Origin of the sequence: Sphingopyxis sp. (genome assembly GCF_050725655.1) — a bacterium.
GTDB lineage: Bacteria > Pseudomonadota > Alphaproteobacteria > Sphingomonadales > Sphingomonadaceae > Sphingopyxis.
Genome location: NZ_JBOHHT010000089.1, coordinates 40245 through 58753 on the forward strand (window position 1 = coordinate 40245; position 18509 = coordinate 58753).

The following is an 18509-nucleotide window of genomic DNA, read 5'->3' on the forward strand; positions in this document are numbered from 1 at the left end:
TCGTTTCTACGTCGTCGATTCGCGACGCTGCCACATTGTCCTTGACCCACAATGCCAATCGAATAGAGTTATAACAATAAGAATCGAGAGGTGCCAAATGAAAACGCGTGCAGCCGTTGCCTGGGAGGCGAACCGTCCGCTCGAAATCCTTGAGGTGGATCTCGCGGATCCCGGAGTGGGGCAAGTCCTCATCGAGATGAAAGCGACCGGTCTTTGCCATTCGGATCTTGGTGCTCTCGAAGGCAAGGTCGCCCGCTATCCGTTTCCCATCGTTCTCGGTCATGAAGCTTGCGGCGTCGTGCTCGCGTGCGGCGAGGGCGTTGCCGGGTTTGCGCCCGGCGATGTCGTCGTGCCGTCGCCGATGCCCCGCTGCGGCATTTGCCATCTCTGCCTCTCGGGCAAGACCAATGTCTGCGTCGAGCAATGGGTTCTCGCCAAATCCAACCTTTCCTACAAGGGGGAGGCGCTGGCCTCATTTTGCGGCACCGCGACATTCGCCGAACATTCGGTCATTTCGCAAAATAGCCTTGCCAAGGTGAACCCGGCCGCATCGCCCGCCGGCGCCTGCTATGTCGGATGCGGGGTAATGACCGGCGTGGGATCGGTCACGCGGACAGCCGGAGTCGAGCCAGGCTCGACAGTCGCCATCTTCGGCCTTGGGGGCATTGGCCTCAATGTCGTTCAGGGAGCGAAGCTCGCCGGGGCGCGGCAGATCATCGGCGTCGACATCAATCCCGCGCGCGAGGCTATCGGCCGGCAAATGGGCCTGACGCATTTCATCGACGGCTCGAAGGAAGATGCGGTCGCGAAAATCGTTGAACTCACTGCAGGCGGCTCCGATTATTGCTTCGATTGCGTCGGCAATGTCGAACTCGCCCGGCAAGCCGTGCAGGCCTCGCATCCCGCGTGGGGCAAGAGCGTCGCGGTCGGCATCCCGGGGCCGGGAAGTGCGCTCGAACTCGATCCGCGGCTGTTCATCACAGGCCGTGTCTGGACGGGGTCGCTGCTCGGCGGGGAAAATCCCAAGGAGGCGATCCCGCGTCTCGTCGAATGGTATTTGCAAGGCTATCTCAAGGTCGACGAACTGATTTCGCACCGCATCACTCTCGACGAGATCAATCACGGTTTCGACATGATGCGCAGCGGCGAAGCCGTCCGCACCGTGGTGACCTTCTGATGGCGGTCGAGCATGCCGCCTGGCGGGCCCGTCTCGGTTTCGGCGTCGGCGGCTTCGGTGTCGCGCTCGTCTATGCGACGATCGGCGTCCTCCTCCTGTATTTCTACACCAAGGTTCTCGGCATGCGCGCCGATCATGCGGGCACGATCCTTGCGATCGGCGCGCTCTCGGACGCCGTTCTCGATCCCATTGTCGGCTGGCTCGCCGGCCGGACCAATACAAGATGGGGACGCTATCGCCCCTATCTGCTGTTCGGCGGTGTGCCGTTATCCTTTGCTCTCATCGCGGTTTTCGTCGATCCGGGGCTCGAGGGAACGAGCCTCTTCGCCTACTGCCTGCTCACGCTGACAATCTTCCGGGCAGCATTCCAGTTCATCTACATGCCCTACACGAGCATGGTCGTCGTTCTTACCCGTGACGCCGACGAGCGATCCGATATCGAAGGCTGGCGCGCCTGGTTTATTGCGGCGGGCCAGCTCGTCGTCTCGTTCGGGGCCCTGAGCGCGATCGACTGGCTCGGACAGGGCGATGACCGTCAGGGCTTCCTTCTCCTCTCGATCATCTTCGCGACGGTAACCGCCGCGAGCTTTCTGTTCACCGGGATCGTCACGCGCGAGATTAGGGTCGGACATGTTGCGGATGTCAGCCATCCCGTGAAGATCGCGAGCCTGCTTTGGCGCAACGACCAGTTCCGCATCGTCGTCCTCGCGTCGCTCGCCTGCCAGACGGGCTATGCGATCTTGATGTCGGGTGCGCTTCCTTTCGTCGAGCAGGCCTATGGCCACCGCGAACTCAGTCGCTGGCCGCTTACGGCGATGACCGCGTCGGCGCTCCTTGCGAGTTTCCTGTGGCCCGCCGTGAGCCGTCGATACGGCAAGCGGGCAACCTGGATAACCGGGGCCTCGCTCGCCGTCGTCACCCTGCTCGTCATCCACTTCTTCGTGCTGGGTTCGATCTGGCTTCTCGTCGGCGGCTTCTTCGTCATCGGCATCGCGGCCCAGTCGGTTCTGATCATGCAGTTCGCGGCCGCGGCGGACTCGCTCGACTATGGCCACTGGAAGTTCGGAGAGCGCACCGAAGCGGTGGGTTTCGCGGTGATGACGCTGGCTTCGAAAGTCTCGATGGCGATCGGCAACGGCCTGTTGGGCTGGTGCTATCATATGGTCGGATATCCCGATGCGCCTGCCGGCAAGGAAGCGATGGTCGACGGCATGCTGCTCGTCTACCTCGGCCTCCCCGTCCTTGCCTATGGTATCTCGATCTTCTTCTTGCGCGGCTACATCATAACGGCAGCGCTGCACCGGCAGGTCGTTGCCGACCTCGACGAGCGCCACCCTCCCGAGGCCGCTGGCTGAATCTTTTGCAGCGGAGGGGTCAGCTCGCCGCGCTCAGGGTCCGGATGAGATCGCTGCTGCTGTTGCCGCTTCCGCGCTGCGCCAGATCGTCCTGATGCCACTGGGAGGACAGGCGCGACGCGCGGCGGGCGATGATGACGGCAAACTCTTCTTCGCCTTCGAGGACGGCCTTCGCGAGCGCGTTGCGTTCGCGCCGGAGATGCTCGACGCGATCGGGATGCGCGCGGTACATATCGTCCGACCGATCGATCATCCCGGAAAGGTCGAGCAGGATCTCCATGAACAGGCCGAGCGCGCTGTTGTTCCCGAGGCTACCGAGGAGAAGATTGAAGCGCCGCTCTGCGAGCACAAACTCGCGAAAGGAGCCATAGGTCTCGATCGCCTCTTCCTGTTCCAGAAACTCGGCAAGACCGGCCCGCTTGACGGGATCTTCGTTCGCCGCAGCGAGCGACGCCAATTCGACGCGAATCGGCATGAACGCCGCGAGGATTTCACCGAGACGGGCGTGATGGAATTTGAGATAAAGCGCCGCCATGCGGCTCACTGCCTTCGCCTGCGGCGCGCGCGCGAAATAACCCCCGCCAACGCCGCGCCGAACACCGAGCAAATGCTCCTGGACAACGAGCGCCGCGGCCTGCCGCAATGTCGGCCGGCTTACTTCATAACGGGCAACCAGCTCTTCCTCCGAGCCGAGCAGTTCGCCGTCGGCGAGTTTCACCACATCGTCGCGAATCCGGTTCGCGACGCGTGACACGGCCGAGTCCTTCTTTTTCACTGCCAAAATATCGTTCCTGTCTCAGCCCAATTGGAAGACCTCAATTCAGCAGTTTCGGGCAGGATTGCAAGCCTCATGTAACGGAATGGGCTCAAAACCGGGAAAATGAGGTCGGCAAACGGCGGTTTGGGACGATGAAAGGCTATTAGAGTTATATGAATGGCTTGACGGAGCTGCGAAGCACGCTCACAATGCCTGCAAGATGGGGGCAGGCCGTAACAGGGAATCATTCGCCCCGAACGCAACAGAGGCTGGTTGAAATGGATTTGACGTTCAGCGCAGAATATCAGGCCTTCCGTAAAGAGGTTGCTGAATTCCTCGCCGCACATTGGCAGGCCGGCAAGGCGCGCGATGCCGATTTCGTCGACGCATTCCGTCTCGAAGCGACGCGCAGGGGCTATCTCTACCGCTCCATTCCCAAGCGCTACGGCGGTTCGGAGCAACCTGCCGATGTTTTGAAAGCGCAGGTTATTGCCGAGGAATTTCTGGCCGCACGTGCGCCTCAGGAAGTCGCCGGCCAGGGAACGATGATGCTGGTGCCCGTGCTTCTGGAAGTGGGCGAGGAATGGCAGCGCGAGAAGTTCATCGAGCCCACGATCCGCGGCAAGATCAAATGGGCGCAAGGCTATTCGGAGCCTGGTTCGGGAAGTGACCTCGCATCGCTGCGGACGAAAGCCGAACTCGATGGCGACGAATGGGTCATCAACGGCCAGAAAATCTGGACGACCCGCGCAAACGAGTCCGACTATATGTTCCTTCTGTGCCGCACCGAACCCGATGCTCCGAAGCATCAGGGCATTTCCTACCTTCTCCTCGATTTCAAGCAGCCCGGCATCACGATACGCCCGATCAAGCAGATCAGCGGCGAGGAAGAATTTTACGAGACATTTCTCGACGACGCCCGAACGCCGAAAGACTGGATTGTCGGCGAGCGTGGCAAGGGCTGGGACGTTTCGAAGGTCAATCTCAAGCATGAACGCAATGGGGTGGGATCCGCCGCGCGGGCACGCGCACTTCTTCGCAGCCTCGTGAAGCTCGCGAAGGAAGTCACGATCGACGGCCGGCCGGCCATCGAAGTGCCCGACGTGCGCGAGCGCCTGGCGGCGATCGACGCCTATGTGCTGACCCAGACGGTTTCGGGCTATTATCAGACGACTTTAGGGTCACGCGGCGAGAGTGCCGGGGTTCTCGGCCTGGCCGCGAAACTCAACAACACCGAGATCGGCAAGCGCATCTCCGAGCTTGCGATGGACATCGCGGGCGACGCGATGCTCACCATGCCGCCCGAGACCGGCAAGGCCGGCGCGGAGCGTTGGTTCAAGCAGGTCATGGGCTCGCTTGGCCTCGCGATCGCCGGCGGTACCTCCAATATCCAGCGTAACATCATCGCGGAGCGTGGCCTCGGCCTCCCGCGTGAAGCCGCCGCGTAAGCGCAGGGAGTTCACAATGTACTTCGACCTGACCGAGGACCAGAAGGTGATCGCCGATACGGTGGGGGCCCTGCTCGCCAAGGCGGTGCCCGATTCGGAGATTGTTCAACAGTTTGACCGCGGGTCGGTCAATCGCGACCTTTGGTCGAGCCTCGCCGAAATGGGCCTCTGCGGCATTCTCGTTTCCGAAGAGCATGGCGGGATTGGAATGGACCTGCTCACGCTTGCGGTTGTCCAAGAGCAGCTTGGTCAGGCCGCAGCGCCCGTGCCGGTGGCGGCCAACGCGCTGGCGGCCTGGCTTCTGAGCGCGAGCGGCGACGCGACACTTCGCGAGCGCTGGGTTGCGCCCTTGCTCGCAGGCGAAGCGATCGCGGCGTTCGCGATCGAGAAGAACGGGCAGTCCGATCCGGAAGCCTGGACGCAGGCGCCTGCCGCTCTCAGCGGAAGCCTCGGCAACATTCTCTGGGCGGCCGAGGCAGACCTGCTCATTGTCGGGTGCGAAGGCGGGGAACTTGCTCTTATCGAAACGACCGCAGCGGGCGTTACAGTCGAGCCCGTCGAAGCGGTCGACCGGTCGCAACCGCTCGGTCATGTCCGTTTTGACGGCGCGGTCGCGACGCGGATCGAAGGGAGCACGGCTCTCGCGACACGGCTTTGCGATGCCCTGTTCGTGCTTTCGGCAGCCGACGCCTGCGGAGCCGGGAATCGCGCAATGGACCTCGCGGTCGAATATGCAACCACGCGCAAGCAATTCGACCGCCTGATCGGCTCTTTCCAGGGCCTCAAGCATCAACTCGCCAATATGAAGGCCGAGATGGAACCCGTGCGCTACCTTTACTGGTATGCCGCACATTGCTGGGACGCGCTCCCGGCCAAGGCTTCCTATACCGCTTCACTCGCGAAGGCCCATGCGAGCGACGTTGCAGTGCGCGTCGCGCGCGCGGCGGTCGAAGCGCACGGCGGCATCGGCTACACATGGGAATATCCGCTTCATATCTATCTGAAGCGCGCGATGACCGCTCGCGCGATCCACGGACTCCCCTCCATTCATCGCTCTCGCTCGGCCGCTCTCGCCGGTTGGTGAGGCGACACGAGGCAACAGGGACTAGGCATGACGGTACAGGAAAAAAATATGACACCGGCCCGCGACGATGGGCTTGTCATCGGGAAGATCACCGACACCGACGTAGCCAACATGCGGCGGCGCATCGGTTTCCCCAATCCCTCGCTGCGAAAGGGTGTGCTTCAGACACCCTGGAACACTGCCTCGAACCCTGACGCGGTCCGCCGCTGGTCGGAATGCATGGGGGACATGAATCCGCTCTTCAACGACGAGGATTATGCAAGGTCTACGCGCTGGGGCGGCGTGATCGCGCCACCGGGTTTTGAATGGTCGATGGGAATCGATCGCAACCCGCTCATGGACGACGCCTTCGTGAAAGAAACGCGCTCGGCGCTGCGCGGCGTCCAGCTCTTTCATTCGGGCGCCGAATATCTCTACTATCTGCCAATCCCCGAAGGCCGGAAGATTTACAAATCTGAAGTCGTCGGCAGCGTCGAGGAGAAGCAGAGCAGGTTCGGAGGCAAATCGGTCATCGTCGACAATGTCTCCAACTGGTGGGACGACGACGACCGGACCTATGTCACCAGCCATCGCTGGTTCGTGCATACCGAGCGCAGGCCAGTCGATAAGGACAAGCCGGTCAAGGAAAAGAAGCGCGTCGAGCTCGCGTCCTATAGCGATGCGGACCTCGAGGCCATCGAGCGCGCCTATGATGCCGAATATATTCGCGGTGCGGACACGCTCTATCTCGAGGATGTAACGGCAGGAGATGCACTGCCGGAGATGGTCAAGGGTCCCCTCACCGTCACCGATATGATCAACTTCCATATGGGTGCCGGTTGGACAACCTATGGCAACCCGCCCTATCGCATGGCTTTTGAAAATCGGAAGAAACTGCGGGGCTTCTACTCGAAGAATGAATTTGGTTCGTGGGACACGCTCCAGCGCGTTCACTGGGACATTGAACTCGCCCACAAGATTGGCGTCGAGTCGAGCTACGACATCGGGCCGATGCGCTTCGTCTGGCTCTGCAACTATCTCACCAACTTTGCCGGCGACGATGGTTTCGTCCACCGCATTCGTTACGAATTGCGCAATTTCAACTATATGGGTGATACAAGCTGGATCCGCGGCAAAATTGTCGAGGCGCGCGTCGATGCAGAGCTCGGTCCGCTGATCGAGGTCGAAATCAGCAGCATCAATCAGCGCGGCGATGAGAATATCAGCGCCCAGGCGACGATACTTGTCGCCTCGCGCGAGCATGGCCTCGCCAAGCTGCCGCCGCAGCCGGAGATCACGGCATGGCGGCGGACGGCGTAGGGGGCCTCTCCGGACTTCCCAGGTCGGCAAGCGGACGCCCCGTCGTTTCGCTCGCTGGCTACCGCGATTGGATCGGCAGGACCTTTCATTCGGACTGGTGTCTTGTCGACCAGCAGCTTGTCACCGCCTTCGCCGTCCTGACGGGAGACGAAGCCTCGATTCATGTCGATCCGCAAGCCGCCGCCCGCACCCGCTTCGGCGGTTGCGTTGCGCATGGATTGCTTCTCGTCTCGCTGCTTCCGCGCCTTATGCGAAGCGCGGCCCCGCTCGTTAGCGGCACCGATATGGGTGCCAATTATGGCTATGACCGCGTCCGCTTCCTGGAGCCGGTACCGGTAGGATCGCGGGTCCGCTGCGCGCTCACGCTGCAGGAAATGGAGGAACGACGGCCAGGCTTCTGGCTGCTGCGTTATGCCTTCGACATCGAGCGCGACGGGTCGCCCGCCCTCTCGGCGACGGGCGGGTGGACGATTGCACGCTGGATGAAGAGCGGGGCGGCCGAGCCTGCTGTCTAGCGAGGCCCCATGCGGATGGCGCCGTCGAGGCGCAGATTCTGGCCGTTGAAATAGCTGTTGCGCGCGAGTTCCAGAACTAGGCTGCCGAACTCTTCGGGCTTTCCGAGGCGCTTCGGGAAGGGGACCGACTTTGCCAGTCCCTCGAACACCGCGGGGTTGCGCTCTCCGAGCGCGAGCATCGGCGGGGTGGCAAAGACCCCCGGCATGATGGAATTGACGCGGATACCGAGGTCCATCAGATCACGCGCCATCGGCAGGACCAGCCCGTTCACGCCCGCCTTCAGCGAACCATAGGCGATCTGCCCGACCTGTCCCTCCTGCGCGGCTACCGAAGCCGTGAGCGTGATGCAGCCGCGTTCGCCATCCTCGAGCGGATCGAGCGACGCCATGCCGAGTGCTGCGAGCGATGCCATCCGATAACTTGCGATCAGAATGCCGTTCGCCGAAAAAAGATAATCCTCGGTCGAGTAACGCCGATAGCCGCCGCTCGCCTTGTCGAAGCTCACGGTCTTGCCGCCGCGCGAGACCTGCGCGCAGTGGACCAGAATTCGCTCCTGCCCATGCGCCTCGCGAGATCGCGCAAACCCGGCAACCACGTCTTCCTCGCTCGTGATATCGACCTTGCAGAAGATGCCGCCCACCTCGGCCGCGACAGCTTCGCCCGCGTCGGCGTTCTGGTCGAAGATCGCGACCTTCGCGCCCGCAGCGGCAAGGGCTTCGGCCGATGCCCGGCCAAGCCCGGATGCGCCGCCGGTCACGACGGCAACGGTGCTGCTATCAATCTTCATAGTTTTTCTCCGATGATGGGTTAGCGAGCGCGCGGCAGGCCGAGCACGCGGTCGGCAATGATCTCGCGCTGGATTTCGCTGCTGCCGCCCGAAATGGTCAGGACCCAGCTCCACATATATTCATAGGTCCAGCGGTTGGTCGTCCGGTCATTGTCATAGCCAAGGAAGTCGAGCCCGACGATTTCGGCGGCGAGTTGAGACAATTCCTTGTAGGTCGTGGTCACATAGAGTTTGACCATCGACCCTTCGGGGCCTGGTTGGGTGCCGGTTCGGCTCGATCCGACGGTCGAAATGCAGAGCGCGCGAAGCGCCAGTGTTTTCGCCTTCATCAGCGCCAGTTTGTTGGCGATGGCGCCGTCTTCAATCGCCAGTTTTCCGTTTTCGAGCCGGAGACGACGCGCCATGTCGGTCAGCAACTGCACTTTCTCGATCATCGAGAGCATTTCGGGTACGAAATAGATGCCGCGCTCGAACGCCAGCGTCGACATGGCGACCGCCCAGCCATCGCCGATCTCACCCACTACATTGCTGAGCGGAATGCGGACATTGTCGTAGAAGATCATGTTCACATGACGTTCGCCCATCATGTTCTTGATCGGCTTGATCTCGATCCCCGGTGTCCGCATGTCGCAGATGATCCAGGTCAGTCCTGCGTGGCGCTTGCTGGCCGGATCGGTCCGGATCAGCAGTTCCTGGTAGGTCGCGTGATGCGCGTTCGACGTCCACATCTTCTGGCCGTTGACGACGATCTCGTCGCCGTCGATTTCGCCCTTGGTAGAAATTGCGGCAAGGTCGGAGCCCGCGCCCGGCTCGGAAAAGCCCTGACACCAGCTAAGCTCGCCATGGAGGATCTTGGGCAGATGGAATTTCTTCTGCTCCTCGGTCCCGCGCAGGATCAAAGTCGGACCTGCATGGTTCATGGCGATCCCCATGGTCCCCTGGTGCGGACCACCCGCGCGTCCAAGCTCCTCGAACCAGATGACCTGCTTGACCCCGTCGAGGCCCGCGCCGCCATAATCCTTTGGCCAGTTCAGGCCTGCGAACCCGCCGCCGGCAAGCTTGGCCTGCCAGGCCATGTCCCATTGCGCCGCGTCGGCGCCTTCGGGCGGGCGCGGGTCGGCCGGGATATTGGTTTCGAGCCAGGATCGCGCGCGTGCACGAAAAGCCCGGTCGTCATCGCTATAATCGAGATCCATCAATCAGTCCTCAGGCCGCGAACGCCATATTGTTGAGATCGTCGGCCGCGGTCTTCGCGCCGAACAGGCGAACGAGGACGTTGGCGCGCTTCATGAAATAATGAGCGTCATGCTCATCGGTCGTCGCAATGCCGCCGTGCAGCTGGATATTGGCGTCGACATTCGCCATCGCGGCGTCATTCGCGAGAAGTTTGGCACCGGTGGACTGCATCGCCGCGTCGGATGTTTCGTCGCGGCAAGAGACGGCTGCGAGGAACAATTGCTGTCTCGCCGCGAAGGCGCGGGTTTTCATGTCCGAGATCGGATGGCGCACAGCCTGGTAGGACCCGATCGCCTTTCCGAACGTGAATCGGATTTTCGCATATTCGGCGATCATGTCGGTAACGGCCTCGGCGATGCCGACAAGCATCGCGGCGGTAAACAGGCGCCCGCTTCGCTCCGTCAACGCCCGAGGCGCCGAAACGAGCGATCGGGCTTCGTCGAGATTCGCTCTGCCAAGTCCGACCGATCGGTCCAGGCATGCGCCCGGCTCGACATCGATTCCTGCAAGCGAAACGAGGCGCGCATCATCGCCATCGACGCACAGCGCGAGATCCGCACCATGCCAGTCGAACAAAAGCGAAGCTTCCCGGTTCGGGTCATTGACCGCAAACGCAACACTATGGCCGCCGCTCGCGATGTCCCTCGCCAGCGCGAGGTCGCCGGCTTCGGCCGCGAGCTTCGCTGCGAGCGCAATGGGTAGAACCGCGGTAGGGCCGAGATGCCGTCCGATCTCCCGGAATACGAGCGTCTCTTCGATGGCTGAAAAGCCGAAACCGCCGGCCGCCTCGGCAACGCCCATTCCAAACCAGCCGAGTTCGGCAAGTTGGGTGCGGGTCGTTTCGTCGAAACGTCCTTCATTTGCGGAGCGAAATCGCTCGAGGGGCATAGCGCCTGCGAGGAAATCGGCAGTCGCGTCGATAACCTGCTGTTCGTCGCCGTTCGGTTCGAGATCCATTGGCACTCCTTTCCCGGAGTGGTAATTAAGCTAACTCTTTTAGCTTTGCAATGGTGGACGCTCATGTCGTTCGGCCGAAAGGATCGCATCGACCAATTCCGCAGCGGTCGCATCGGTCGAATGCGCCTCGAGCGCGAGCTCGATGCCGGGAAGCCGCGGCAGCCCGATGGCGGCGGGGGCAGTTTCGACCGTCACCGGTTTGCTGCTCGCGCCAAAGGCTGTGATGCCGGCACCCGCAAGCACCGCGGCGCGCATTCCCAGATAACTCGCGCTGCTCCCGGTCGCACGCCAGGCGCGGCCATTATCGGCGCAGGCGGCCGTTATCACGTCGCGAACCGGGCTCCCCTCGGGATACAGGATGAGCGGCAGGGATTCGTCGGTGGCGGGCCAGCTCGCGCCGCTTCCGTACCAGTAGAGCGGCTCGTGCCGAATCAGCGTTCCGCGGCGATCACCCGGCTTGCGTTCGAAAATGGCAACATCGAGTCGTTCGCTGTCGAACATCTCGAGAAGGTCGGTCGAAGGGGCAACATGGACCTCGAGATCGACCCGCGGATGAACCTTGCGAAACGCGCTCAGAATATTGGGCAGACGGAACACGGCAAATTCTTCGGGCGAACCGATTCGCACCTGCCCCTCTAGTTCGCGCCCGCCCACCTCATTCGCCAGTCGGGCATAGAGAGAGAGGATTTCGCGGGCGCTCTGCTCGATCCGCTGGCCTGCCGGCGTGAAAATCACGCGCGAGGCATGTCGCTCGATCAGCTTTGTGCCGAGCTGTTCTTCCAGCCGCATGAGGTGCTGGCTGACCGTGGACTGCTGCATCGACAACCGCTTGGCGGCGCGGGAGAAACCACCCTCGTCGACGATCGCGAGCAAGCTGCGAAGGAGGATGGGGCTGAACAGGAGGCGAGGGTGCAGTATCATGATCTGTGATACTTGTATCATAGTTATCACGATTGACGAAATAGCGATGCTCTGGCCTTCTCGTCCCCATAATCAATGGGAGAACTGCAATGACCTTTTTGAGCCCCGAACGCATTTCCGCCGCGCCTCTCGAGACGATGCCGATCTTTGACATCGACACGCACTGGGCCGAGCCCGGCGATCTCTGGACGTCGCGCGCACCCGAAAAATACAAGGGCCGGGTCTTCGAACTTCAGGAGCGCCCCGACCGCAACCAGGCCTGGTTCGTCAATGGCATGGAAGTCGCGATGGTCGGTCCGTCGGTCGTCCGCAAGGACATGGGCAAGGAGCTCGGCACTTTCACCATCGGGCGCATGGAAGACATGGCTGAAGCTTCGACCGAAGCCAAAGCCCGCGTGGCGTTCATGGACAGCGTCGGTGTCGGCGCGCAGATCGTCTATCCGAATGTCATCGGATTCGGCTCGCAGCGCCTGCTCAAGGTCGGCGGCGACGTCGAGCTGCGGAACTGGCACGTCCAGACCTACAATGACGCGCTTGTCGATTTCCAGAAAGCAGGCGACGGCCGTCTCCTGCCGCAGGCTGCGCTTCCGCTGTGGGATCTCGAGGCTTCCGAGAAGGAACTCGAGCGCATCCGCAAGAATGGACTGACCGGCGTCGCGATGTCGAACAAGCCCGGTGACTTCGGCCAGCAGCCGCTCGCGCACAAGGACTGGGAGCGCTTCTTCTCGATCTGCCAGGATCTCGAGCTGCCAATCAACTTCCACATCGGCTCGGGCGACTTCGAAGGCGAAAAGGATAAATGGTGGTTGCCCGAGCGTTCGACGCGCCTGCCCGACGGTTCGCTCAACGGCCCCTTGTCGACCTTCACGGCGGTCAACAATTTCATCCAGATGGGCACCGACGTGATGAACCTCATTCTCACCGGCATGCTCGAGAAATATCCGCGACTGAAGTTTGTGATTGTTGAATCGGGCGCGTCGTGGCTGCCCTTCCTCATCGGCGGGATCGAGCATAACTGGAAAGAAATGCTGACGAAGAATGACCTCGCGAAGTTCAAGCGCGAACCCCGCGAAATGTTCGTCGATCAGATCTACACCGCCTACTGGTTCGAAAATGCCCAGTGCATCGACCATTATATCCGCGAATTCGGTTCGACCAACCTGCTCTTCGAAACCGATTTCCCGCACCCGACCTCGCTCTATCCCGATGTGCGGGGCAAGGCGGTCGAGACGCTCGCCAGCCACCCCGAAGAAGCGCAGCGCAACATCCTCTACCGTAACGCCGAGCGCCTTTACGGCGTTCCCGTGTCGGGCCTGGGTACGCGCTGACGGGACACGCCGCGGGGCGCTGCGCCCCGCGAGCAAGATATCGGCGGGGCGTATGGCACGCCCCGCCCACCTTTCCTCTCCAGACTCCCCGGTCCGGCCGCTTCGCGCGCGCCAGGCCGGGGTATTTTTTTGCCGTTGGTCGGGGCTTGCGTCGCAGGTAGCAAGCGAATAGAGGTATATGAATTATGCCGAGCTCCAATCTCATGCGCGCACTGCAGGTGCACGAGCTCGCTCCGGACTATGCGGGCGTGCGCCTCGATATGGTTTCACGACCCGAGCCGGGGCCCGGTGCGGTTAGTGTTGCGGTCGATGCCGCAAGCCTCAACTTCCCCGATCTGCTGCTGACGCGCGGCGAATATCAGATGAAGCCCGAGCCACCCTTCACGATCGGCGGCGATTTGGCCGGGACCGTCGATGCCATCGGGCCGGGGGTCGAGGGCTTGGCGCCCGGCGACCGGGTATGGGGGATCGGGCTTGGTTGTTTTGCAGATTGGGCGATTCTGCCCGCGACGTCTGTCGGCCACCTTCCCTCCGCCCTGTCGATGGCGGAAGGCGCTGCCTTCGGCGCGGCCTATTTGACCGCCTATGTCGCTCTCGTCGAGCGCGGAGGCCTTCGCCCCGGCGAGTGGGTTGTCATCAACGGCGCATCGGGCGGAATGGGGCTGGCCGCGGTTGATCTCGCCAAAGCGCTCGGCGCGCATGTGATCGCTGTCTCGGCATCGGCCGACAAGCGAGCGCGCATCGCGGAGCTTTATGCGCCCGATCATATTCTGGCGCCCGGCGAGGATCTTGCGGCGCGAGTGAAGGCGCTGACCGGCGGCGGCGCGGATCTTGTTTTCGATCCGGTCAACGGCGACGCCTTCGATCAAGGGATCAGCGCGCTCGCCTTCGGTGGGCGGATGCTCGTGATCGGCTTCACCTCGGGCGAAAAGCGAAGCCTTCGAAGCAATGTGGCGCTTATCAAGTCGATTGCGCTGATCGGTGTGCGCGCTGGCGAATATGGGCGGCGCTATCCCGAGCGACGGAAAGCCATCGCCAGTCAGCTCGAGAATCTCGTCGCGGCTGGCAAAATCAGGCCGCATGTCGATTCAATCTACGCGATCGAGCAATGGGCCAAGGCCTTCGAGCGCATGGAGACGCGCGGGGCCGTCGGGAAGATCGTCCTGTCGATCGGAGGAGAGACGTGATGCTGCTGTCGGGTTACCGGATTATCGAATCGTCGATGCTTCTGAACGGGGCCTCGACCGGCATGATGCTAGCCGACCTCGGAGCCGACGTCATCAAGATCGAGAGTCCGGCGATGGGCGATTATCTCCGCTTGCCCGAAACGCGCCACCTCCATCTCCAGGCGAGCAAGGGCAAGCGCAGCATCGCGATCGACATGAAGACCGAACGTGGGCGCGAGATCTTCGGGCGCCTCTTGGCAACATCCGATGCCTTCGTGACCAACGCGATCGCCGACCGCAATGACCGGCTCGGTCTTGGCTATGACCAACTCAAGGCGCTCAAGCCCGATATCGTCTACTGCCAGAACACCGGCTTCGGCGCGACCGGACCCTTCCGCGAAGTGCCCAGCCACGGCCAGATGATGGACGCAATGGCGGGCGCGCTGCCGATGATGATGGGCGAGGACGGACTTGTCGTGCCGAGCGACCGCTATCGCCGTCGCACCGGCAGCCTCCTGTCGGGCGGCGAAGGGACCGCGATGGGGGCCATCTATTCCGCGTTCCACATTGCGGCCGGCCTTGCCCACCGCGAACGCACCGGCGAGGGCTGCTTCATCGACGTGTCATCGGCGCATGCCGTGGTGGCAAGCGGTTGGGCCGGCGTGTCGGCGCTTCTGAACCGCCCGGCCCGGCGTGGCTGGTGGCAGGATGAGGACAATATCCGGCCGATTGCGCGCTACCAATCCTATCAATGCGCCGATGATCTGTTCATCCTCTTCTGTCCCGAGGAACGGAAATTCTGGACCGCTTTCTGCGATCTCGTCGATCGCCCCGATCTTAAGGATGGGGAGCGCGGCGTCGAACTTCGACATGAGATCCAGTCGATCATCGGAGCGCAGCCACGGCAGCACTGGCTTGATCTCGCCATCGCGCACAATCTGCCGATCGGTCCCGTGAACGACGGGATCGAGGAGGTAGGTGCCGATCCGCAAATCGCCGCCCGCGGCTTGTTCGTCGAAGCTGAAGCGGACGGCAAGCCCTTCACCTATATTCGCCAGCCCGCGATCGTCGACCGCGTTTTGGCGCCGGTGCCGGCGCCCGCGCCCGAGCTCGGCGAACATAGCGACGCCATTCTCGCTGAACTGGGGTTTGACGAAGCGGCAATCCTGAGCCTTCGCGCCGATGGCATCGTCGCCGCGCCGCCCTCCGAGCGGCACATCATCAGCTCGATCTACGGCGACGAGTGACACTGCGGGCGCGACCACGCAAAATATCGAGACTGGAAGGGAAGAAGATGGTTGCTGACAACACACCCATAATCGTCGGGGTAGGGCAATTCGTCGAGCGTATCGACGCGGCCGACTATAAGGGTCTCGCCCCCGCGGACATCGCGGCACGTGCCTGCGAAGCTGCGATTGCCGATGCCGCCGGCACCCTTCGCGATCGTGTCGATCTGGTCGGTGCGATCCGGACCTTCGAGGACAGCACGCCGCTTCCCGCCAAGTTCGGGAAGCCCGACAAATTTCCGCTGGCGGTTGCCCACCGTCTCGGCCTCGGCCCAAGGACGGCGATCCTCGAAAAGGCCGGTGGCCAGTCGCCTCTGGTGCTACTCGCAGATCTTGGCGAGCGGCTGCGGCGCGGCGAGGGTGCTGCTGCCCTTCTCTTCGGCTCCGAGGCAATCTCGACCGTGCGGCACCTTGCGACAAAGGGCGAAAGCCGCGACTGGTCGGAAACGATCGAGGGCGAGATGGAAGACAAGGGGCGCGGTCTCGAGGGTCTCGTCTCGCTCTATGCCAATGTCCATGGACTTGTCGGCGCACCCCCGGGCTATGCGATGTGCGAAAACGCGCGGCGCTTTGCAGCCGGAGAGACGCTGGAGACTTATCGAAAGCGGATGGGGCGCCTGTTCGCGCCTCTTACCAAGGTTGCCCAAGACAATCCCTATGCAAGCGCTGCGACTTCGGCCCTGGCTCCCGACGAGATTTCGGATGTCGGCGAGCGCAACCGGATGATTGCCTCGCCCTACAGCCTGCGGATGGTATCTCGTGACCAGGTCAACCAAGGCGCGGCGCTGCTGATCACGACCGTCGCCGAAGCCCGGCGGGCCGGTATCGCCGAGAGCAAATGGATATTCGTCCATGGTGCGGCTTGGGCGTCCGAGCCCGAACTGGTCAGCCGCGCCGAGCCCGGTCGCTATCCGGCTGCCGAGCTGGCGCTCCGTTCCGCGCTCGACAGCGCCGGCAAGAGTGTCGCCGATATTGCACTGTTCGACTTCTACAGCTGTTTCCCGGCGCCGGTGTTTGCGGGGATCGAGGCTCTAGGTCTCTCGCCCGACGATCCGCGAGGGCTGACCGTCACTGGCGGTCTGCCCTATTTCGGCGGCCCGGGTAACAACTACTCGACCCATGCCATCGCGACGATGACCGAGCGGCTGCGCGACCGTCCCGATGCGTTCGGCCTGATCGGCCTCAACGGCGGCATCCAGTCGAAATATGGCGGTATCGTCCTCTCGGCGGAGCCTGCCGAATGGCCGGGATGCAAACATGACGATATCCAGCGCGAACGGGACGCGATGCCCAAAGCGACGCTCGCCCATCGTGCCGAAGGGCCAGCTCATATTCTGAGCTATACCGTGACTTATGCCAAAGGCGAGCCGACACTGGGAATCGTCCTCGGCGAGCTTGAGGATGGCCGGAGGTTCCTGGCCAACAATGCCGACGTCTCGGTTCTGACGAGGTTGATCGAAGACGACCCGCTTGGCGCAGAGATCGTCGTGACGCGCCGCGACGAGGGCAATCGTTTCGCATTCGACGCCGAGACGCTCCGCCGGGTTTATCCGCTGAGGGTACCCGCCTTCAAGCCGGACTATGAGCATATCCTCGTTCGACGCGACGGCCATCTGCTCGAGGTGACGATCAATCGTCCCGATGCGCGCAACAGCCTGCCAATCGACGCCCATCACGAGCTGGCCGGGGTGTTCGACGCTTTCGAGGCCGATGCCGATCTCTGGGTCGCCATCATCACGGGAGCGGGGGACCGGGCTTTCTGTGCCGGTGCCGATCTCAAGACCGCCGGGCGCGGCGGCGTCATGCCCCCGGCAGGTTTCGCGGGGCTGACCAGCCGCAGCCGTACCAAGCCGATTATCGCTGCGGTCAATGGTTTCGCGTTCGGCGGCGGATTCGAAACTGCTCTCGCCTGCGATCTGCTCGTTATGGACCCCGCCGCCACGATGGCGCTTTCAGAGGTTCGGGTCGGTCTTTATGCTGGCGCCGGCGGCATCGTGCGCTTGCCCCGCCAGCTGCCGCGAAAACTTGCATGCGAATTGCTCCTCACCGGGCGGCCGATCGACGCGCCGACCGCCGAGCGCTGGGGCCTGGCAAATGCGGTGTCGGAGCCCGGCAACGTCATGGAGGCGGCGCGGACACTCGCGCGCGAAATCCTTTCGGTTTCGCCGACGTCGGTCCGTCTCACCATGCAGGTATTGCACGAAGCCGACGCGGTAGCCGATCCGGACCTTGCGGCGCGCCTGACCCTGGACAGCAGTGCGCGCGACAAGCTCATGGCGAGCGAGGATTTTTACGAGGGAACCGCGGCGTTTGCGCAGAAACGCCCGCCCGCGTGGAAGAACCGCTAGCCGGCTTTTGAGAATTTCAGCCACGCCCTGGAGGCATTCCGGAACGGGAGAGGGACGATGCCCGAGCGCATGAGGACAGCGGTCATCACCGGCTCGGCGTCCGGCATCGGACTTGCGACCGCAGCCTATTTCCGGCGCGCCAACTATCGGGTGATCGGCGTCGATCTTCAGTCGGCTGACATCATTTCCGATCTTTCGTCGCAGGAAGGGCGCGCACACGCATCGGCCCGGATTCTCGAGCTTGCACCAGACGGTATCGACGCCGTGATACCCTGCGCCGGCATCGGAGGAGGGCGCACGAGCAGCATGATGGTGAGCGCCGTCAATTTCTTTGGAACGACGCGGCTTCTTGACCTGTTGCGGCCGCAGCTTGCGCTGGGAACCGACGCGAGGGTGGTCATTGTCTCGTCATCGACAGCAATCCTGGCGCATGATCCCGTGCTGCTGGAATATTATCTGGCCGACGATGAAGAGCGTGCTCTCCGGCATTCCGCCGATCCAATGCTCACCTATTCTACCGGCAAGCGCGCGCTTTGCCATTGGATGCGCAGCAAAGCGGTGTCGGCGGAATGGGCGGGATCGGGAATCCACCTCAATGCGGTCGCTCCCGGAGTGGTCGTCACGCCTTTGACCCAGTCGGCGCTCGGCACCGCCGAAGGTCGCGCCGCTGCGGCGGCAGTGGCACCGATCGTGCTGCCATCCTACCCGTCGCCCGCCGCCATTGCGCCGCTCATCGCTTTTCTCGCATGCGCCGAGAATTCAAACATGATCGGCCAAATTGTCTTCAGCGATGGCGGGAGTGAAGTCCTGACGCGCGGCCCTGCGTTTCCGTGATCGACCGGCT

At 62.6% G+C, this 18509-nt stretch carries 16 protein-coding genes; 11 read left to right on the plus strand and 5 right to left on the minus strand.

Translation table 11 applies throughout. The annotated features are described in order from the left end of the window. Positions 1 to 97: 97 nt before the first annotated feature. Complete coding sequence (locus ACREBX_RS12900) at positions 98 to 1177, plus strand: zinc-binding dehydrogenase (RefSeq protein WP_431562142.1); 1080 nt, start codon at positions 98 to 100, stop codon at positions 1175 to 1177. Beyond that, positions 1177 to 2532: an MFS transporter gene (locus tag ACREBX_RS12905; RefSeq protein ID WP_431562143.1), complete on the plus strand. Its 1356-nt coding sequence runs from the start codon at positions 1177 to 1179 to the stop codon at positions 2530 to 2532. The genes ACREBX_RS12900 and ACREBX_RS12905 overlap by 1 nt, the downstream gene beginning before the upstream one ends. A 19-nt stretch (positions 2533 to 2551) precedes the next feature. Here the strand turns inward: ACREBX_RS12905 and ACREBX_RS12910 are convergent, their stop codons facing one another. After that, the gene (locus ACREBX_RS12910) at positions 2552 to 3307 is read right to left on the minus strand and encodes a FadR/GntR family transcriptional regulator (RefSeq protein ID WP_431562277.1); all 756 of its coding nucleotides are present in this window, start codon (positions 3305 to 3307) and stop codon (positions 2552 to 2554) included. Between the two features lie 155 nt (positions 3308 to 3462). Between ACREBX_RS12910 and ACREBX_RS12915 the strand changes: the two genes are divergently transcribed. The 4 genes from ACREBX_RS12915 to ACREBX_RS12930 are packed head-to-tail and all read left to right on the plus strand — an operon-like array spanning position 3463 to position 7635. Beyond that, on the plus strand, positions 3463 to 4737 hold the full coding sequence (locus ACREBX_RS12915) for an acyl-CoA dehydrogenase family protein (RefSeq protein ID WP_431562144.1): 1275 nt from the start codon (positions 3463 to 3465) through the stop codon (positions 4735 to 4737). A gap of 16 nt (positions 4738 to 4753) precedes the next feature. Continuing rightward, on the plus strand, positions 4754 to 5821 hold the full coding sequence (locus ACREBX_RS12920) for an acyl-CoA dehydrogenase family protein (RefSeq protein ID WP_431562145.1): 1068 nt from the start codon (positions 4754 to 4756) through the stop codon (positions 5819 to 5821). 48 nt (positions 5822 to 5869) lie between these two features. Further along, entirely contained in the window at positions 5870 to 7120 is a 1251-nt protein-coding gene (locus ACREBX_RS12925) for an FAS1-like dehydratase domain-containing protein (RefSeq protein WP_431562146.1), read from the plus strand. Continuing rightward, positions 7102 to 7635 (plus strand): MaoC/PaaZ C-terminal domain-containing protein, encoded by a 534-nt coding sequence (locus tag ACREBX_RS12930; RefSeq protein ID WP_431562147.1) that lies wholly within the window; start codon positions 7102 to 7104, stop codon positions 7633 to 7635. Before ACREBX_RS12925 ends, ACREBX_RS12930 begins: the two co-directional genes overlap by 19 nt. Here the strand turns inward: ACREBX_RS12930 and ACREBX_RS12935 are convergent. The 4 genes from ACREBX_RS12935 to ACREBX_RS12950 are packed head-to-tail and all read right to left on the minus strand — an operon-like array spanning position 7632 to position 11537. Further along, entirely contained in the window at positions 7632 to 8423 is a 792-nt protein-coding gene (locus ACREBX_RS12935; RefSeq protein WP_431562148.1) for an SDR family oxidoreductase, read from the minus strand. The genes ACREBX_RS12930 and ACREBX_RS12935 overlap by 4 nt on opposite strands. A gap of 20 nt (positions 8424 to 8443) precedes the next feature. Further along, the gene (locus ACREBX_RS12940; RefSeq protein ID WP_431562149.1) at positions 8444 to 9619 is read right to left on the minus strand and encodes an acyl-CoA dehydrogenase family protein; all 1176 of its coding nucleotides are present in this window, start codon (positions 9617 to 9619) and stop codon (positions 8444 to 8446) included. A gap of 10 nt (positions 9620 to 9629) precedes the next feature. After that, on the minus strand, positions 9630 to 10616 hold the full coding sequence (locus tag ACREBX_RS12945; protein ID WP_431562150.1) for an acyl-CoA dehydrogenase family protein: 987 nt from the start codon (positions 10614 to 10616) through the stop codon (positions 9630 to 9632). 39 nt (positions 10617 to 10655) lie between these two features. Then, positions 10656 to 11537 carry a LysR family transcriptional regulator gene (locus ACREBX_RS12950; protein WP_431562151.1) on the minus strand — a complete coding sequence of 294 codons (882 nt, stop codon included), beginning with the start codon at positions 11535 to 11537 and terminating at the stop codon, positions 10656 to 10658. Positions 11538 to 11626: 89 nt separating this feature from the next. Here ACREBX_RS12950 and ACREBX_RS12955 point away from each other — a divergent pair, with 89 nt between their 5' ends. The 5 genes from ACREBX_RS12955 to ACREBX_RS12975 all read left to right on the plus strand — a co-directional run bounded on the left by ACREBX_RS12955 (position 11627) and on the right by ACREBX_RS12975 (position 18499). After that, a complete protein-coding gene (locus tag ACREBX_RS12955; RefSeq protein WP_431562152.1) occupies positions 11627 to 12865 on the plus strand; it encodes an amidohydrolase family protein in 1239 nt (412 codons plus the stop codon). A 185-nt stretch (positions 12866 to 13050) separates the two neighbouring features. Continuing rightward, positions 13051 to 14052, plus strand: a complete 1002-nt coding sequence (locus ACREBX_RS12960; RefSeq protein ID WP_431562153.1) for an NADPH:quinone oxidoreductase family protein — start codon at positions 13051 to 13053, stop codon at positions 14050 to 14052. Beyond that, the gene (locus ACREBX_RS12965; protein WP_431562278.1) at positions 14052 to 15278 is read left to right on the plus strand and encodes a CaiB/BaiF CoA transferase family protein; all 1227 of its coding nucleotides are present in this window, start codon (positions 14052 to 14054) and stop codon (positions 15276 to 15278) included. The genes ACREBX_RS12960 and ACREBX_RS12965 overlap by 1 nt, the downstream gene beginning before the upstream one ends. Positions 15279 to 15325: 47 nt before the next feature. Beyond that, the gene (locus ACREBX_RS12970; protein ID WP_431562154.1) at positions 15326 to 17665 is read left to right on the plus strand and encodes an enoyl-CoA hydratase-related protein; all 2340 of its coding nucleotides are present in this window, start codon (positions 15326 to 15328) and stop codon (positions 17663 to 17665) included. Between the two features lie 57 nt (positions 17666 to 17722). Beyond that, positions 17723 to 18499, plus strand: coding sequence for an SDR family oxidoreductase (locus ACREBX_RS12975; protein WP_431562155.1), 777 nt, complete (start codon positions 17723 to 17725; stop codon positions 18497 to 18499). The last annotated feature ends 10 nt before the right edge of the window (positions 18500 to 18509 follow it).

Excerpts from the sequence above, each read along its gene's own strand:
- ACREBX_RS12930 (WP_431562147.1), top strand. The coding sequence starts at position 7,102 with ATGGCGGCGGACGGCGTAGGGGGCCTCTCCGGACTTCCCAGGTCGGCA.
- ACREBX_RS12920 (WP_431562145.1), top strand. The coding sequence starts at position 4,754 with ATGTACTTCGACCTGACCGAGGACCAGAAGGTGATCGCCGATACGGTG.
- ACREBX_RS12905 (WP_431562143.1), top strand. The coding sequence starts at position 1,177 with ATGGCGGTCGAGCATGCCGCCTGGCGGGCCCGTCTCGGTTTCGGCGTC.
- ACREBX_RS12965 (WP_431562278.1), top strand. The coding sequence starts at position 14,052 with ATGCTGCTGTCGGGTTACCGGATTATCGAATCGTCGATGCTTCTGAAC.
- ACREBX_RS12900 (WP_431562142.1), top strand. The coding sequence starts at position 98 with ATGAAAACGCGTGCAGCCGTTGCCTGGGAGGCGAACCGTCCGCTCGAA.
- ACREBX_RS12915 (WP_431562144.1), top strand. The coding sequence starts at position 3,463 with ATGAATGGCTTGACGGAGCTGCGAAGCACGCTCACAATGCCTGCAAGA.
- ACREBX_RS12955 (WP_431562152.1), top strand. The coding sequence starts at position 11,627 with ATGACCTTTTTGAGCCCCGAACGCATTTCCGCCGCGCCTCTCGAGACG.
- ACREBX_RS12925 (WP_431562146.1), top strand. The coding sequence starts at position 5,870 with ATGACACCGGCCCGCGACGATGGGCTTGTCATCGGGAAGATCACCGAC.
- ACREBX_RS12975 (WP_431562155.1), top strand. The coding sequence starts at position 17,723 with ATGCCCGAGCGCATGAGGACAGCGGTCATCACCGGCTCGGCGTCCGGC.
- ACREBX_RS12935 (WP_431562148.1), bottom strand. The coding sequence starts at position 8,423 with ATGAAGATTGATAGCAGCACCGTTGCCGTCGTGACCGGCGGCGCATCC.
- ACREBX_RS12945 (WP_431562150.1), bottom strand. The coding sequence starts at position 10,616 with ATGGATCTCGAACCGAACGGCGACGAACAGCAGGTTATCGACGCGACT.
- ACREBX_RS12960 (WP_431562153.1), top strand. The coding sequence starts at position 13,051 with ATGCCGAGCTCCAATCTCATGCGCGCACTGCAGGTGCACGAGCTCGCT.
- ACREBX_RS12950 (WP_431562151.1), bottom strand. The coding sequence starts at position 11,537 with ATGATACTGCACCCTCGCCTCCTGTTCAGCCCCATCCTCCTTCGCAGC.
- ACREBX_RS12970 (WP_431562154.1), top strand. The coding sequence starts at position 15,326 with ATGGTTGCTGACAACACACCCATAATCGTCGGGGTAGGGCAATTCGTC.
- ACREBX_RS12940 (WP_431562149.1), bottom strand. The coding sequence starts at position 9,619 with ATGGATCTCGATTATAGCGATGACGACCGGGCTTTTCGTGCACGCGCG.